Here is a 17,447-nt window from a genome sequence, read left to right on the forward strand (position 1 = left end):
CGGAATAGAGCCTAAATTACTCAGTTATCGCTTTGGCAATCGCCGCGTTAACTTCAACTGCTTGATTTGCAATCAATTCAACGCGACTAGCAATCACTTCAGTTCCCATTGTAATTTCACGCGTTAAATTAGGTTGTGCGAGTTTAGGCGCAAAGAACGCCTTGAATTCTGTCAACCGAGCTTTAGTGCGGAAAGCATTGGCTGGTAACTTAACGAAAGCCGTATAGTTCATACTGCCACCAAGTTTTTCATCAATCCAATCCCACTCTTTACGTGCCCAGTCCCAAGCCGCTTGTTGGCCTTTGGCATTGCCCAACAATGCATTATACCAAGTTGGTAAATCTTGTGGTTTCACGACCGAATTATCTTGGAATAACGCGACAATTTTTTCGATTGCTTGGTTATCACTAATATACGGAATCGCGATACTTAAATCAGTTTTAAAGCTCGGATCTGTTGCATGTTTGTATATATCAAGTAACTGTTCAAATAGTTCAAAACTACCATAATTTACAATTTCATTTCGTAAAATCAACGCCCGAGCATGTGCTGGCAAGCTGACCAAATTCTCACGATTAGCGGCGAATAAGTTGTGGGATTTTTGCACGGCAACTTCATTTTCAGCATACAAAGCGGCCCCTAATACTAATGGCCGGACCCGCGTGTCATCGTTAGTATCATCTGCTTTGGCTGTCCAACCAAGTCGGGTAACTTGCCCTGCACTAAGTTCACCAGTTAGCTTTTGTAATCGTTTTTCAGCACTTGATTCAGGTTCCACGAACTTCTTTAAGTTACCAATAATTGTCGTAATTGCTTGCTGAACTAAGATTGATTCACTATCAGCAAAGCGCTTTAATAATGGCACAATTTTGGCATATGAGCTTTGTTGACCTTCCGCAAGTAAACGCATATCGGCCAAAAGTTGTAATTTAGAAATGTCATCAAGGTCGTCAGCATGTTCAATAATATCAGCTAATAAGTCGTCAGCATAATTAACGATAAAATGTGAATTATTGCCAATATTCAAACGGAATGGTTCACCGGCCGCTTTGCGTAGTTTTGCATAGTCCCCAACCACTAATTTTTGGGTCGTCATAATACCCGCAGCGTCCACATAGTTACCATTCAAGGGGATTTGCCATTGTCGGTTGCTATCCTTGTGCGCACCAATGAAGAACTGCTGTTGTGTAAGGACTAATTGCCCCTCTTCAACTTGAACATCAACCACTGGATAACCAGGTTGCTCAAGGTACGTCTGCATCACAGCGTTTACATCTTGCCCCGAGGCAGCCGATAGTTCCGTCCACAAATCCTCACCAATCGTGTTACCGTATTTGTGCTTGGCAAAATATGCCTTCAATCCAGTCCGCAGTGCGGCATCGCCAATCATCGCACGTGCCATCACCAGCATCCGCGCACCTTTGGCATAAACAATCGCACTATCAAACAACGTGTTCACTTCATCGGGGTGCTTAACTTCCACGTGGACTGATTGCACACCGTCAGTCGCATCACGCGCAAGGGACATTGGTACTTCACCCATTTGGAAAGATTCCCAAATATTCCAATCTGGTTGGAGACTATCAATTGCGACATACTCCATCATGTTGGCGAAGCTTTCGTTCAACCACAAATCATCCCACCACTTCATTGTCACTAAATCACCAAACCATTGGTGTGCCAATTCGTGCGCAACCACCGTCGCAACACGGTGCTTAGTATCTAACGAGCTATTCGCTGGATCTAGTAATAAAGCTGATTCCCGATAAATTACTAAGCCCCAGTTTTCCATCGCACCAAATGAAAAATCTGGTACAGCAAGTTGCCATGAATGTGGCAATGGATATGGGGTTTGGTAATATTCTTCAAAAAATTCAATTGAACGCTTAGCAATGTCTAAACTAAAATCTAACTCTGCTGGTGCATGGGCTTTTGTTGCAAATACGCCGACTTGCACACCAGATGTCGTTGTTATAGTCTTACCTTGCAATTCCCCAAAGCCAAACGCAATCAAATAAGTCGACATCCGCACCGTTGTAGCGAAACGGTGATAACCATCAATCACGTCTATTTCGGGCATGTTGCCGAGAATTGTTTCACCCGGTTGTTCATCGAATTTGATGGCAATATCAAAAATTGCTTTTGCCTCAGGTTCATCGACACTTGGGAATGCTTCACGCGCAGCACTTGATTCAAATTGCGTAAGCACAACTTGCTTTTTAATACCATCGACCTCGTAATATGAAGGATAAATTCCCATCAACGTATCTGTCAACGTAGCCGTGTAATCTATATCGAACGTGACAATACCTGTCGTCGGTACTTCAATCACTATCCCATCAATTGTGTTATCCACGTGATATTTTGCCGGCTGTCCGTTTACCAAAACACTCCCGATTTTCAAACCCCGTTGGTGAATCAGCACAGTTGTTTGCAATGCTTCACCGGTAATCGTGGTATGCCCACCAAACGTCTTCGTCGCCCGGTTAATATCCAGTTCAATTGCATAATGTTCTGGTACAAACGTGGTAATAAAATGTGTAAATTCTTCTGCCATGTCAGCTCCCTCATCATATCAAGGACACACACGTGTTTCCCCAAGATGTTTTATTATTAATCGTAATCTCATTATACTTGAAACTTATCTTATTTACATACCGAAAACGAGCATTAGCAAGATTCATAATTTTGCCAATGCTCGTCATTACTACATATTCAAATTTCTCTAAGGTTTATCACGCCCAACAAACCGCCCGTTGCCGAGTAAAAATGCAATTGCTTTAGACACATTCCGCTCAACACTAGCTTTCGTTTTCAAATTAGCAATATACCGAATAATTTCTTTCTGCTTCGATGGTGCTAAGTTGTCCAAAACTGCCTTAGCCGCTGGATTTTCTGCGAGCGCACGTTGCAATTCTGGTCGCATCTCCACAATCCGTGGCACATCATCAAAACCAATCGTTACAGTGAGTATTTCACCGACATGTTCCGGTGATTTTTTCAGCATGGTGGTATTCACGTAAAAGCGCCACTCACCAGCATACTTCACTAATGTCTGTAAATATTCACGCTCTCCTAATCGTCCTTTGACTGGAATCGGTCCACTCTTAGTTCCCGCATCAGTAAAGATATTTTCCAAAATTTCGACGGGCACTTCCAAATAAGGATTTACACCGATAATTTTCAATTCACCTGTAAACTCGTCCATCCAACTAACTCCAATTTCATCAATTAATCTTGATTAATTATACTCTATTCCGTCTGACGTGAGATTCTCATTTCTGTACTTTTGTTTAAGGGTACTCACACATCACAAAATATAACTTATGCACTAGTTTGAGCACGTCACAAAATCATTACCCCAACGAATTGCCGAAAAATAATATTTCAATCACAGACAATTTACCGTGATGAAAACACGGCTGACCAAGAAAAATCGACTTGCTATATCAATAACATATCGATTTCACCAACCAATTTTGATTAGTTCTATTTTCCACATTATAAATTCTGAACAACCACTGAATTACTTTTCAAGCAAACTTGCGCATTATTTCAGTGGCTAAGTTGGTTTTAATGGCTAACATTTTTCCGGCATGGAATTTGGATATGTGTCTCAGATTGATTCCCACTACATGTCTGGAACCAGTCTCTTCGTTAGTTTGAGCAAGCAGTCTGACTAGTAATATGCCGTAATCCTTGTGGCTTCAAGTTTAGTGGTAATCAATAATTCCACGCTTATCTAGCGGAGTGACTGAAAATCACTTTGTGGCCGGCAGGCTTTACACCGTGATGGGATGAACTTGACACCACGTGTCGGGTTTGTCGCTGAGGGGTAGAGCCGACCGGGCCTTATTTGTCCAGCGTAGCTACAAATGTGAGCAGTCTTTTGGCTTTAGCCATTAGACTGCCAGCTATCCCGAATTGCCCAAGACAGACATTCAGCCTGGAAGGCTAATCTAATCGGGTTTTGACTAGATTCAGTTGTTTGTTGAAAACAAACTGCTGGAATGTTTTGCGTTGCCGTATCTCAGGCATAAGCACGTGGCTTGGGCATGTGCTTCCATCTCGGTGCACAATGTGATTTTCAGGCACGCAGTGGCATCATACATCTCATCACATTTTATAAATCCCACGTCAGCCAGAATTGAATAAAAAAAGCAAACTACCAAACCGGCAATTTGCTTCTCATATTTATTGATTAATCTTTAACCAACACAGTGATTGATTCAATGTGCGTTGTTTGTGGGAATTGGTCAACTGGTTGAACGGGACCATCAATGTGGTAGCCGGCAAGGATGAATTCATCCAAGTCACGGGCTAACGTTGCTGGGTTACAACTTACGTACACAATCTTCTTAGGTTGCATCGTTGTAGCTGCTTCAATCAATTCAGGTGTCAAACCCTTACGTGGAGGATCAACGAAGATAACATCCGGTTTCAAGCCTTCTGCAGCCCACTTAACCATTTGTTCTTCAGCCTTACCAAGCACGAATTTAGTGTTCTTGATACCATTCATGTCGGCATTACGCTTCGCATCGTCAACGGCACCAGGGACAATTTCGACCCCATAAACTTGCTTAACGTGCTTAGCAATCGTCAATGAAATAGTACCGATACCAGAGTAGGCATCAATAACGATTTCGTCACCCTTCAAGTCAGCCTTTTCAGCGGCCAAAGTATAAAGCTTTTCCGTTGTTTGTGGGTTAACTTGATAGAATGAGTTAGGTCCGATAGCAAACTTCAAACCAAGCAATGTATCAAAGATAACTTTGTTACCCCAGAGAACATTGTTAGTTTCACCCATGATGACATTTGTCTTATCTGGGTTAACGTTTTGCACAATTGACTTAACTTCTGGCAACGCCTTACGGATTTCATCAACAACAACTGTATCCATTGGCAACTTCTTAGAACGTGTAACCAACACAACCATCATTTCGTGTGAGTAGTATCCACGACGAACCATGACTGTCCGCAATACACCACGGTGTTCATTTTCATCATAAGCTGACAAGTGATACTTACGTAAAATATCACGAATAACAACCAAGGCCTTGTCGATTTCTGGATCTTGAATGAAGTAATCTTCAATTGGCACTAAGTTGTGTGAGTTACGACGGTAGAAACCAGTTTCAAGTTGACCCTTGATTTCGCGAACAGGAACTTGCGCCTTGTTACGGTAACCAACTGGGTTTTCCATACCAAGCGTTTCAGCAACTGTTGCATCAATGTGTTGCTTCTTCAATAATTGTTCGATTTGTGTTTGCTTGTACTTCAATTGAGCTGGGTACTTCAAGTTAGCAAGTGGTGCAATCCCAGTAGTGATAACCGTATTATCAATATCGTTGTTACGATCTGGAGATTCTTGCAATAACTTAACCACACGACCGAACGCGTATGAACTAGCAACCTTAGTTACCCCAACGCGGACTTTTTCACCAGGAATAGCATTGGCTACGAAAACTGGGAAGTCTTCAATCTTAGCCACACCCATACCTTGGTAAGTTAAGTCGATAATATCGGCTTCAAACTGGTCGTTCTTTTTTACTGGTGCGTATTTCTTGCTCATAAATCTTCTTTCTGCATATCTGCGTGATTCGTAGTTTTTACTGCGAATGCGTGATTTCCAGTCGGGATATACCATGTAACTTTAGCGAATCCACATTCCACATAAAATATGGAATGATTTCTGGAAAACAACTGCTCCCAATTAAGGAACCAGTCGTATAGTAATATATTATTTCTTGTCGTGCAACTTATCAGCTTCTTCGATGAACTTGGCTTCGTATTCACGTAATTTTTTCTCGTCACGTGAAGATAAGGCTTCATCAGGAATATCATCGACATTCGCGATAACTTCAATATGTTGCTTCAAATTTTCAAAGCTCATTGGTGCATCACCACCATATTCCCCATCCAAATTAATCATTAGCTGATCATTTGTTAAAGGCATAGCGCTCACCTTGCTGGTTTTCTTGTAGATAACGCGATGATCATCCACGTGCTTACCACCATTGAGGATTTCGGCACCAATTTGGAGTAAGTCAGCCACACCACCCGCCTTGATAATCAGCAAGGTAAACTTACCGTCATCAAGTTGTGCATCAGGGACGATTTGTTCAAAGCCACCAACCGAGTTAGTCAATGCCAAGAAGAACATTGATGCTTTCCCTTCAAAGAAACCATCATCGTATTCGATACGCATATCAACGGGGCGAATCCGCGGAATCAATTCAGCACCCTTTGCCAAGTACGCAAAGTAGCCGTACAAAGTTTTTAACTTAGAAGGTACTGAATAAGTTAATTCCGTTAACAGACCACCGGCGGCAATGTTAGCAAAATAAGTATCATTAGCCTTACCAACATCCATCCGCAGCGTCTTGTGTTTCAAGATAACTTCAGCAGCTTCCAATGGATCTTCCCGCGGAATTCTTAAAGCCCGTGCGTAGTCATTGGTTGTTCCCGCAGGAATAATGGCCAGTTTAGGGCGCTTATCAAGTGGAGCAATCCCATTCAGCACTTCATTAATCGTGCCATCACCACCAGCTGCAATGACTAAATCAAAGCCATCTAGCGCAGCCCGGCGTGCTTCATCACGTGCTGAATTGGGTTCTGGAGTCGTAGCATACGCACTCGTTTCATAGCCTGCTTCTTCATAAACTTGCAAAATGTCAACCAATTGACGCTTAACAAGTTCGCGACCAGATGTTGGATTATAAATTATTCGAGCACGTTTCATACTTTCAAAACTCCTATCTTGGATAAATATTTTATGTATACACAGCTAGCCCTATTTCAGGACTAAACTGTGATTTTTGTATTTAGTAATCGCTTCAAGCGGGAATATCATTGCAGTCATTTCAAACCGCATAGAACATCATACCAATTAACGCGCGTTAAGGCTAGCCATTAAAAGTTCGTTAACAACATTAGGGTTAGCTTGTCCCTTGGTTTGCTTCATAATCGCACCAACCAAGAAACCAACAGCACGGTCTTTACCATTCTTGAAGTCATCGATTGATTGTTGGTTATCATCTAAGATAGCATCAATGATTGGTTGCAAGATAGCTGGATCAGACAATTGTTTCAAACCGTTTGCTTCAACGTAGGCAACTGGTTCTTCACCTTCCATGATGGCCTTGAAGACCTTCTTGGCTTGCTTAGTTGAAATTGTACCGTCATCAATCAACTTGATCATGCCGGCAAGGTTTGCAGGAGTTAACTTAGTATCAAGCAATTCCATTTTCTTGTCGTTCATGTACGCGTTAACGTCACCCATCAAGTAATTAGCGGCACGCTTAGCATCAGCACCTTCTGCAACAGTTTCATTGAAGAAGTCTGACATTTCAAGCGTTTGGGTAATCACTTCAGCATCATATTGTTCGATACCAAGTTCATCGACATAACGGGCCCGACGTACACGAGCATCTTCAGGTAATTCAGCGCGGACTTTAGCAACCCATTCATCAGAAATTGCCACGGGAGCCAAATCTGGTTCTGGGAAGTAACGGTAATCTTCGGCTTCTTCCTTCACCCGCATCAAGAATGTTGTGGCGGTTGTTTCATCATAACGGCGTGTTTCTTGTTGAATTTCACCACCAGCCATCAATACTTGGACTTGACGCTTAGCTTCGTATTCTAGTCCCTTACGCACGTAGTTAAATGAGTTCAAGTTCTTCAACTCGGTTTTAACACCGTACTCAGTTTGACCAATTGGACGTACGGATAAGTTCGCATCAACCCGCATTGAACCTTCTTCCATCTTAACGTCAGAAATCCCAGTAAATTGGATTGTTTGGCGTAAAGCTTCAAGGTAAGCATACGCTTCATCTGGCGAAGCAATATCAGCTTCTGAAACGATTTCAATCAAAGGAGTTCCTTGACGGTTCAAATCGACATATGAATAACCGTTGGGATTGTGGGTATTTTTACCAGCATCTTCTTCAACGTGCATTTCACGAATTCCGATACGCTTAGTTTTACCATCCACTTCGATATCCAAGTAACCATTGGTACCGATTGGTTGTTCTTTTTCAGTGATTTGGTATGCCTTAGGATTATCTGGGTAGAAATAGTTCTTCCGATCCCAGTGTGATTCCTTAGCAACCGTAGCGTGCAACGCTAAAGCCGCGCGCATTCCAAATTCCAAGGCCCCTTTGTTAGCTTGTGGCAAAACACCTGGGTAACCCCAGTCAATCACATTGGTATTAGCATTAGCTGCTGCACCGTAATCAACTGGTGAAGGTGACATGGCTTTAGAATTTGTTTTCATTTCAACGTGGACTTCAAGTCCAATAGTTGTTTCAAAATTCATTAGTTTTGACCTCCTGGAACTTGCTTGAACAATTCGGTTGCTTGTTCAAAGGCATAAGCAGCCTTGTAAATCGTTGCTTCATCGAACTTGTTTGCGATCAATTGCAAACCAACTGGCATCCCTTCAGAGAAACCGGCGTTCAATGACATCCCTGGTAAGCCGGCGAAGTTAACCGGAATTGTCAAGACATCGTTCATGTACATTGCCTTTGGATCTTTAGTTTCATCATTCAACGTGAAAGCTACAGTTGGCGCAGTAGGTCCCATAATTAAATCATAATCCTTAAAGACATTTTCAAAATCTTGAATGATTAGTGTCCGGACTTGGGCCGCTTTTTTGAAGAACTTATCGTAAGTACCAGCTGACAATGAGAACGTTCCCAGCATAATCCGCCGTTTAACTTCATCACCAAAGCCTTCAGAACGTGACTTGATGTACAAGTCATCTAGGTTTTTGGCACCTTGTGCACGGTAACCGTAACGGATTCCATCAAATCGTTGGAGATTAGATGAAGCTTCCGATGAACCAATGATGTAGTACGCAGCAACACCGTATTTTGAGTGTGGCAAACTTACTTCTTCAACAGTTGCACCAAGAGCTTTAAATTGTTCAACAGCAGCAAGAATGGTTGTTTTAACGCCTTCGTCAACACCTTCTTCAAGGTATTCCTTAGGCAAGGCAATCTTCATTCCCTTGATATCACCCGTCAAACCGGCTGTGAAATCAGGTACTTCACGTGCTGATGAGGTTTGGTCGCGGTCGTCATGCCCTGCAATTGCAGATAACACAGCGGCGTTGTCTTTAACAGTGCGGGTAAATTGACCGATTTGATCCAATGAAGAACCAAAGGCAATCAATCCCCAACGTGAAACACGACCATATGTTGGCTTCAAACCAACAATCCCGTTAAATGATGCTGGTTGGCGAATTGAACCACCAGTATCAGAACCCAAAGCAGCAATTACTTCACCAGAAGCAACCGCGGCAGCTGAACCACCCGATGAACCACCGGGAACCTTTGTGTGGTCCCAAGCATTCTTCGTACTCTTAAAGTATGAAGTTTCGGTCGTAGAACCCATCGCAAATTCATCCATGTTGGTCTTACCAATCATCACGATGTCTTTAGCGTTCAATTTTTCCATAACAGTCGCATCAAAGATTGGTTTGAAGTTTTCAAGCATTTTAGACGCAGCAGTAGTGGTGATATTCTTAGTCAAGATGTTGTCCTTGATAGCAATTGGCATCCCACTGAATAAGTTATCAGCATCGATTCCCTTGGCATCAACGGCCTTGGCTTGTGCCAAAGCGCCTTCATCATTAACTGAAATGAAAGCATCAACATCAGGTTCAGTCGCATGAATATTTTCCAAAGTTGCCTTAGTCAATTCTTCCGCGCTAATTTCCTTGTTAACTAATTGTTCGTGTAACTTAGTTAAATCAGTTTCAAAGTAATTCATTAATTAACACCTTCACTTTCGTCAAGAATTGCCGGCACCTTGATTAAGCCGTTTTCTTCTTCAGGTGCGTTTGCCAATAATGCCTCGGCTTGGTTAGCGTTCACCGCTACGTCTTCACGTAAAACATTCGTGTTTTCAGTAACAGTAAAGGTTGCTGGTACACCTTCTGTATCAACTTCTTCGAGCGTATCGATCAAAGTCATAATGTTATCTAATTGTGTTGTAAATGTATCTAATTGTTCATCGTTAAACTCTAACATCGCTAAGCCAGCCACGTGGCGGACGTCTTCGCGAGTCAATTCAGTGTTTTCCATGAATTCCCACCTTATTTCTAAGTATTTTACATCCCTACATTTTATCACAATTTGTGACTTTAGTGTGAATTTTAGCGACCTAACAAATCATTTAATTATCATAATAAAGCCCAAAATAGCGGATTCCCGCACCAACTTGGTAAATGCCATACAGCAGATAAATAACGTGCAACCAATTTATCATGCCAAACATCAGTAACTGAATAATAATAAACTCCGTCTGAAACGTGCCCACAATCATTAGTAAATAACTAAATTGTTCAGTTTTCCGCAACAGGTTGACAATAATTGCAAGATTCCCGCCCACAATCATTATCAGTAAAATTATCGCTGGTACAAGATAACTATGGAACGGTCCAATTTGGAGCATTTCTGGCGTCATTCCAATTGAAGTTCCAGTGGGATTAACAATGGTTAAAATGCCATTAACACTCGCCATCCCCGCCACAAACATACTCATTATCGCTACAAACAAGCGCTCACCCTTTTGCAACTTCATTTGGCCACTACCAATGCCTTTATCAGCTCACTAGTGGTTGTAACCTTGCCAATCTGCATCAGCTCTGTTAAGGCAGTTTGATACTTTTTAAGATTAGTCGTGGTTGTTGCATCTGTTACCGTAATGATGTGATAGCCAGCAGATTGCATTTCTCGTGCAGTCTTCAACACGCCATCATCGGTACTAATTCCCGTTAATATTATTGTTTCAATCTCGTGTACTTGTAAATACGCGCGAAACTCTGCAGACGTATATGCGGATGGCTGATGTTTCGTAAAACTTGCAACATTATCCGCTTGCCGAAGTTGCAAGTCTGTTGCTAATTCAGTAAGTCGCTTAGCCAAACTTCCCGGTACAAATTTAGGCAATCCATGTAAAAGTGCTACCGACATCTGCCCATTACTAGCTTCGATTAATCGATTATTATTAGCCAAAACAGCTTGCGCGTCATGTACTGCAAATTTTTTCGCTAATTTCATGGTCACTGTTTGCATATCAATAACTACCAGCAGCGTTTTATCATAATTAATTTCCATCTGAATTCCTCATCAATTTGTTTTCTTCAAATTTTGGCTAAATTTTTTCTAACGTGGAATTTGGATATGTGTCTCAGGTTGATTCCCACTACGAGGCTGGAACCAGTCTGGACACCGAAATGGGACGTGACACCATGTGTCAGGTTTGTCGCTGAGGGTAGATGAGCAGTCTTTTGGCTTTAGCCATTTGACTGCCAGCTATCCCGAATTGCCCAAGACCGCCCTTTGGCTTGGGCATGTGCTTCCATTTCGGTGCACAATGTGATTTTCAGGCACGCAGTGGCATCATACATCTCATCACATTTTATAAATTCCACGTCAGACGGAATAGAGCCCAAATTTTATGTACAAAAAAAGCCCGACCAGAAGTCAGACAATTTTCACTAACCGGAAACGCAAATTACTTAACAGCGTCCTTCAATGCCTTACCAGGCTTGAATGCAGGAACAACTGAAGCAGCAATTTCGATTTCGGCACCAGTTTGTGGGTTGCGACCCTTACGAGCAGCGCGTTCACGAACTTCAAAGTTACCAAAGCCGATCAATTGAACTTTTTCACCCTTTGCCAATGAATCTTGGATTGAGTTGAAAACTGCGTCAACAGCAGCTGATGAATCCTTTTTAGTTAAACCAGTAGCAGATGCAACTTGGTCGATAAGATCTTGCTTGTTAGCCATGTGTGAACTCCTCGATAATCTATATATATTTTGTACTGAGTTATCAGTATATAAAATGTTAGCACAAACGTTGATTTAATGCTACTTATGCGCTGAAATAATATTAAAAACTTCCATTTTTCATGTTTAAACGGGTAATTTTACTGAAATTTGGGGTCTCTTTCATACTTCATTCCAAAATGCAAAATAAAAAACGACCAATTTAGTCGTTTTTTTAAGTTCTATGTTTTTGATACTCGCCTCTTTAATACCAGCCCGTGCGTTGGATATGCTTCCAAGCACCCTGTGGAGTACCGTAGCGTGATTTAATGTATTTCAATCCATGTTTCGCTTGGCCTAATGCAGACATATCACGAACACCAGTCGTTTGGAACAGCCCACGATATGGACCGTTGCCAGCATTTAAGTTCCAGCCAGATTCATAACTAATTACCTTATTTAAGTAACTTTGTTGTGTTTTACCCCAACCATATTGACTTTGAGCGTAGTCGTTAACAATTTGTTTGGTTGTCTTTGGTGCTGTCTTGCTCACCTTCTTTGATGTTTTAGCTTTCTTTGATGTCTTGGCTTTCTTAGCCGCTTTAGCTTTTTTCGCCACCTTGGCCTTTTTAGCTGCTTTGGCCTTCTTCGCCGCTTTAGCTTTCTTTGTATTCTTAGCTTTCTTAATTTTCTTACTTGTTACGGCCGCTTCAGCGTGGCCTTCGTTAATAACTGCTACTGCACCGCCGACAACAAACACCGCCAACGTAATCATAATCATCTTCATTAGTTTTTTCTTTAAATTTATCATGTGTTTAATATTACCGTGGTTCCATAACAGGCTTATTAGACAAATATTGAAATCTCACGTCGATTATTGCAAGAGTGTTACAAATGGCATCGCTTTCACACAACACTTATCATACACATATCATTTCGTTATGTTGTTGTGAGTTTTCCGTGACTAATCCGTGACAAAAATAAACCGCTTATTTGCAGTCATTTATTATCCAGTATGAAATCGACCTTATCATTACATCCTGTTGCTTTCTTGCATTATTCTCGTATTGCGTAATTTGATTGGTAACAACCGTTCAATTTGCCCTTTAAATTAATTATTTTCAATATTATATGAAGTAATTGAAAACTTATCTGTTCCAGTTTTCTCAACACAAACTTCTATCTTCCCTTTCACACCACAGTTGCTGCCCTGTCACTAGCCGTAACACTTAGTTTATTCTCGGTTGCATTTTATACGTATTGCCTCTGTACCGAATACAACAAGCACGATGGCACCTAATTCCAATCTACTATATAACACAATCCGCTTCATACGATTTCGGCGGGAGTATGCAAATTAGGATCCACACTCAAATCGGCACCTTTGATATCTGCGACTCATACTGGTGCTTTAATATTACTAATCGTTACATTGCAGAAATTCACTAATCCTCGTTGTGACGGCGGTGTCACAATTAGACCGCTAGCCGTAATTTTAACCGTGAAACATTAATCCCTCGATATTTTCCTAACCAATTGCACTAGTAAAACGCCCAGAGTGTACCCACAATTCACCATCAGAAATTGCATATGCAAGTCCTTCTCGGGAAATATTCGGCACCTGTTTTTACGTATTTTCTATACTCACCTTTCAAAATCGGTCGTAAAACGCTGCATTTCCAGCTACTGCAATACCAAAACATCGCACAAATAAGTTCAATTATATCCACACTGCAGCAATCCCTTGTTGGTAATAACAAGTTCCTTTTTAACCTCCTTATTGCATATACCAATAAAGAGGTTAAAATAACAAAAAACAGTGACTTGATGGCTAAAACCACCAATTTCCGTAACATTATTCAACTAGTGCACATAACAAGTCACACTCATGTTTTTACCGCATTGTCCTACAGCAAAAGAGAAATATACAATTATGCAAAAATATTTTATTGCCCAACTGCTGCCAACCACCAATCATCTGATTTCATCTAGCGAATAAATGATAACTAAACACAACAATTGCATCCGTTACAAAATTAAATCAACCGCCATTCCAATCCAAAATCGCCCAATGAATTTTCTGCTGGCAGCCAAAATTTTATCGTTGCGCGTATTTGGCATTTTGATTAATACAAAATAGCGGCCATATTTTTCTAACGTGGAATTGTCGTTTCTGCACTTTTCAGTCATCGAATTTCTGAGATTCTATTGTCAGTGTTATTTTTTCCATGCTACCGTGGCCTGTTGTTGGTAACTGGTTTTCGCTAGTTTGAGAATTATTCCAAACTAACGGAGTGGCAGTAAATTGCTTGGCGGGCGTAGCCTGTACACCGCGACTGGGGGAATATGTGTGCAGCACATACTTCCGCTGGGGATAAGATGAGGACTCTTAGGAATTTATTCCTTAAAGTCCCAGCTTACCTGAGTTTGCCAAGACAGACATCCAGCCTGCAAGGCTAATCTAATCGCGTTAGGATTAAATTCAGTATTTTGTGAAACAAAATGCTGGGATGTTTTGCGTTGCCGGTTCGCAGGCATAAGCACAGACTGGCTTGGTAATGTACTTCCAGTGTGGTGCGCCAAGTAATTTACTGGCACGGAGTGGCCAATTTTATTCAATCCCACGTCAGACAAAATAGCCCCGATTCCATTTCCTGTTACGGATAGAATCGAGGCCAACAATATTAGCTTTAACTATTTTTTCAATGTTTCACGTTTGTTAATTGGTTTTGCTGCGGTTGTTACTTCATTTTCTTCCAAGGACTTATTTTCATCTCCATCTTTGGCGCCTTTATATGTGACCCCGTAAACGACACGTTCTGAGAAAATGCCACCAATCAATTGGAATTCATTGATTGAATTAACAACGACCTTGCTATTATATTTGCCAGTTTGATTATTCAGCTGATTGCTAAATGATAGGTACTCAAGTTGGCGCAATACATTAACTGCTAACATTTTAACCGTTGCATTGGGTAAGAATCCATTTGCGTAGCGATTATGGCTCAAGTCAAGCGAAATCAAGCCTGCGGGTAATTGATGCACCCCGTCAAAATTTTGTAATTGATTAGAGGCTAAGTTCAATCGCTTCAAATCACCAGGTAAATATTGTGGGAATTTGTCTAAGTTATTATTTTTTGCCACCAATGTTTGCAAACTTGCTGGGAATTGTACACTAGCAATGCTTTGTAAGCTGTTGCGATTAAGGTAGAGGTGTTTTAACTTAGCTGGTAACTGCACATTAGCTAACGTAGTAATCCGATTGTTATTCAAAGTCGTAGTCGAATTCAAGCCAAGGGTTGCTTTGGTGTCATTTGATAAATTAAGATCAAACAGTGTATCAGGAAGTACCCCACTTGCTAACCCTGTAAGCTTATTGTTCTTTGCTTCCAATGTCTTCAAATTAGTCGTAGGCAAACCATTGAGGTTAGCTAAATTATTTTCATTCACAAATAACTTTTCAAGCTGTTTCAAGCCCACCAAAGGTTGTAAACTCGTTAACTTATTGCGGGTCAATTCTAGAATTTTGACATTTGGCCACGCATCATCACTTGGCAACTGCCGAATTTGATTATTAAAAAATGAAACATCGCGTACCGTACTTGGTAATTTCAATCCTGTAATGTCTGTTAATTTTCCTTGTTGCCCTGCACCAGCCATCGTGAAGTATAGGAATGTGCCTTGAAACTGAACTCCGGCAATTGACGTAATTCGATTGTTACGGTTCAAGTTCAAGCTACGTGTTGGCTTTAAATTAGCCGCCAAAACTTTAACATTCGCATTGTCAATTTGTGAGTTCATCACCGAAACATTGGTAACTTTCTTCGGCCAACGAACATTATTCATCGTTGTAATTGGGCTATTATTAATCGTTAAATTTTGCCAAATTGTCTGAGGCAACTTAGTACCATTTAACGTTGTTAATTTTTTATTATCTTCCAACGTTAAATTAGTAATGGTATCTGGTAATGTTGCGGTGGCTAAACTTGTAATTCCGGTGTTTTTCAAACCAATTGTCGTCATTGTTTTAGGAAATGCAACGTTGGTCAAGTTAGTCAACTTAGTCTGATTAACTAGGTTCAAGAATTTAAGATTGGGCACAAATTTCAAATCTTGGATATTTGTCAGTTTGTCATTTTCACCCAAGTAAACACTTTGATGGTAAACTTGATCGTTTGAAATCAAATCAATTTTCTGAATTTTTTGCAAATCTTGTAAAAACGCTTGATTCATATGTGCGTCTTTTTTCAACAGCGTATATGAGTAATTCCAAGTATTTTTATTTTGGGCCTTCAACGTTGCAATCAATGCTTGAACAGTGTTTGCACTGGCATAATTGGCCTTAACACCATGATTAATTGGGTACATTACCACTTTTTTGTTAACTTGCTTAGTGGCTCCAGTTTTAATGTTTTTAACTTGGATATTTAATTTTTGCTTATCCTTAAGCTTAGTAACTTTAACGCTGTACTTACCCTTAACGCTAGTTTTAGTAGTTTTTAAAACTTTTCCATTTCGTTTAATGGTAATTTTACCATTTTTAACACTACTAGTTCCGCTAACTTTGGCTATACCGTCTTTGTTACCTTGGATGCTGTTAACTTTTAATTTCTTGATTTTTGGTGTTTTTTTAATCTTTATTAGCTTAGTCTTTGTATATGCTCCGCGACTGACTTTAACGCGTAATTTGGTACCAACTCGATATTGTTTTTTTAATTTAACCGTGTATTCGCCATACCGATTAGCGCGACCACGAGCTAATACCTTACCTTTTTCGGAACGAACTTCAAGATTTCCAAACGCAACAGTTGTTCCATACACGGTCTTAGCTTTTTGATAGCTTGTTGCTTGTTTCAAATGCGCCCGCTTAACCGTTAATTTCTTTTGTTGAACCTTCCGGCCAGCTTTAACTTTAATTGTTAATTTTTGACCCGGTTTCAATTGCTTACCGGTCTTAATCACGTACTTGAAATTACCTTGCTTAACCTTCTTAGATAAGATAGTTTCGTTACCACGACGAATTGTTAATCGACCTGGCTTAGCAACGGTTCCGTGTACATAACGGTCCGCTGCATAGATGGCATTGATATTTAACTTTGAACTAGCTTCGACAGGCTGGGGATTAGCGAGTAATCCCAGCGCAACGACGCTTGCCATCGTTCCGAGTAACATTTTTCGATATTTCGCCATGGCAGAAAGCTCCTTTATAATTTTCTTTATTATATCTAGCATAGCAAACTTAACGTTCCATAGGTGGGAAGTCACAGTATTTTCAACTTCTTCAAAATAAAATCACATGCGCCCAACGACAGAATTAAATTTGCTTTGTACTATACAGATAACCAATATACTCGGCTTTTTTCGTAAGCTGATTGTTGGACACTTTGATTGGTCAAGCATATAATGTGCCTATAAAGATTTCCAATTAATCTTTATTGTCCCCCACATGTTGAAATGCATGGCCACCACGCTCCCCCCATATGCGCGGTGGCATTTTTTGTTTATTATTTTATAAGGCATAATAAAAAATGACTCAGCTTTTCCATATAAAGGAAAAACCGGCTCTATACTTTTTACTGTTGGTGGAGAAATCCGTCAGCAGTTTTTTATGTTCTTCGCGAGGGTGGAGCAAAGCGACAGATGAGCCTAGAATAGATAATTATGTACAA

12 protein-coding genes are annotated in these 17,447 nt (G+C 40.7%); all 12 read right to left on the minus strand.

Features of this window, described 5'->3' with window-relative positions; translation table 11 throughout:
• Positions 1–16: 16 nt before the first annotated feature.
• The 12 genes from EQG49_RS03280 to EQG49_RS03335 all read right to left on the minus strand — a co-directional run bounded on the left by EQG49_RS03280 (position 17) and on the right by EQG49_RS03335 (position 16,968).
• Positions 17–2,557 (minus strand): M1 family metallopeptidase, encoded by a 2,541-nt coding sequence (locus EQG49_RS03280; protein WP_133362626.1) that lies wholly within the window; start codon positions 2,555–2,557, stop codon positions 17–19.
• Between the two features lie 168 nt (positions 2,558–2,725).
• Positions 2,726–3,208, minus strand: coding sequence for a YdeI/OmpD-associated family protein (locus EQG49_RS03285; protein WP_133362627.1), 483 nt, complete (start codon positions 3,206–3,208; stop codon positions 2,726–2,728).
• 993 nt (positions 3,209–4,201) lie between these two features.
• On the minus strand, positions 4,202–5,572 hold the full coding sequence (gene rlmD, locus EQG49_RS03290; protein ID WP_133362628.1) for a 23S rRNA (uracil(1939)-C(5))-methyltransferase RlmD: 1,371 nt from the start codon (positions 5,570–5,572) through the stop codon (positions 4,202–4,204).
• A 168-nt stretch (positions 5,573–5,740) separates the two neighbouring features.
• Positions 5,741–6,742, minus strand: a complete 1,002-nt coding sequence (locus EQG49_RS03295; protein ID WP_133362629.1) for a diacylglycerol kinase — start codon at positions 6,740–6,742, stop codon at positions 5,741–5,743.
• Between the two features lie 147 nt (positions 6,743–6,889).
• Positions 6,890–8,317 (minus strand): Asp-tRNA(Asn)/Glu-tRNA(Gln) amidotransferase subunit GatB, encoded by a 1,428-nt coding sequence (gene gatB, locus EQG49_RS03300; protein ID WP_133362630.1) that lies wholly within the window; start codon positions 8,315–8,317, stop codon positions 6,890–6,892.
• Positions 8,317–9,774, minus strand: coding sequence for an Asp-tRNA(Asn)/Glu-tRNA(Gln) amidotransferase subunit GatA (gene gatA / locus EQG49_RS03305; protein ID WP_133362631.1), 1,458 nt, complete (start codon positions 9,772–9,774; stop codon positions 8,317–8,319). The genes gatB and gatA overlap by 1 nt, the downstream gene beginning before the upstream one ends.
• Entirely contained in the window at positions 9,774–10,088 is a 315-nt protein-coding gene (gene gatC / locus EQG49_RS03310; protein WP_133362632.1) for an Asp-tRNA(Asn)/Glu-tRNA(Gln) amidotransferase subunit GatC, read from the minus strand. The genes gatA and gatC overlap by 1 nt, the downstream gene beginning before the upstream one ends.
• Before the next feature lie 91 nt (positions 10,089–10,179).
• Positions 10,180–10,548: a hypothetical protein gene (locus EQG49_RS03315; RefSeq protein WP_165964751.1), complete on the minus strand. Its 369-nt coding sequence runs from the start codon at positions 10,546–10,548 to the stop codon at positions 10,180–10,182.
• A 35-nt stretch (positions 10,549–10,583) separates the two neighbouring features.
• Positions 10,584–11,123, minus strand: a complete 540-nt coding sequence (locus EQG49_RS03320; RefSeq protein WP_133362634.1) for a cysteine hydrolase family protein — start codon at positions 11,121–11,123, stop codon at positions 10,584–10,586.
• A 400-nt stretch (positions 11,124–11,523) separates the two neighbouring features.
• Positions 11,524–11,826: an HU family DNA-binding protein gene (locus tag EQG49_RS03325; protein ID WP_423245976.1), complete on the minus strand. Its 303-nt coding sequence runs from the start codon at positions 11,824–11,826 to the stop codon at positions 11,524–11,526.
• Between the two features lie 217 nt (positions 11,827–12,043).
• Positions 12,044–12,589, minus strand: coding sequence for an aggregation-promoting factor C-terminal-like domain-containing protein (locus EQG49_RS03330; protein ID WP_165964752.1), 546 nt, complete (start codon positions 12,587–12,589; stop codon positions 12,044–12,046).
• 1,883 nt (positions 12,590–14,472) lie between these two features.
• Positions 14,473–16,968 carry an Ig-like domain-containing protein gene (locus EQG49_RS03335; protein ID WP_133362637.1) on the minus strand — a complete coding sequence of 832 codons (2,496 nt, stop codon included), beginning with the start codon at positions 16,966–16,968 and terminating at the stop codon, positions 14,473–14,475.
• Positions 16,969–17,447 lie beyond the last annotated feature (479 nt).

This window comes from Periweissella cryptocerci, from assembly GCF_004358325.1.
Taxonomy (GTDB): Bacteria; Bacillota; Bacilli; order Lactobacillales; family Lactobacillaceae; genus Periweissella; species Periweissella cryptocerci.

Coding starts and splice junctions, on each gene's coding strand:
- EQG49_RS03280 (WP_133362626.1), bottom strand. CDS start 2,557: ATGGCAGAAGAATTTACACATTTTATTACCACGTTTGTACCAGAACAT.
- EQG49_RS03285 (WP_133362627.1), bottom strand. CDS start 3,208: ATGGACGAGTTTACAGGTGAATTGAAAATTATCGGTGTAAATCCTTAT.
- rlmD (WP_133362628.1), bottom strand. CDS start 5,572: ATGAGCAAGAAATACGCACCAGTAAAAAAGAACGACCAGTTTGAAGCC.
- EQG49_RS03295 (WP_133362629.1), bottom strand. CDS start 6,742: ATGAAACGTGCTCGAATAATTTATAATCCAACATCTGGTCGCGAACTT.
- gatB (WP_133362630.1), bottom strand. CDS start 8,317: ATGAATTTTGAAACAACTATTGGACTTGAAGTCCACGTTGAAATGAAA.
- gatA (WP_133362631.1), bottom strand. CDS start 9,774: ATGAATTACTTTGAAACTGATTTAACTAAGTTACACGAACAATTAGTT.
- gatC (WP_133362632.1), bottom strand. CDS start 10,088: ATGGAAAACACTGAATTGACTCGCGAAGACGTCCGCCACGTGGCTGGC.
- EQG49_RS03315 (WP_165964751.1), bottom strand. CDS start 10,548: ATGAGTATGTTTGTGGCGGGGATGGCGAGTGTTAATGGCATTTTAACC.
- EQG49_RS03320 (WP_133362634.1), bottom strand. CDS start 11,123: ATGGAAATTAATTATGATAAAACGCTGCTGGTAGTTATTGATATGCAA.
- EQG49_RS03330 (WP_165964752.1), bottom strand. CDS start 12,589: ATGATAAATTTAAAGAAAAAACTAATGAAGATGATTATGATTACGTTG.
- EQG49_RS03335 (WP_133362637.1), bottom strand. CDS start 16,968: ATGGCGAAATATCGAAAAATGTTACTCGGAACGATGGCAAGCGTCGTT.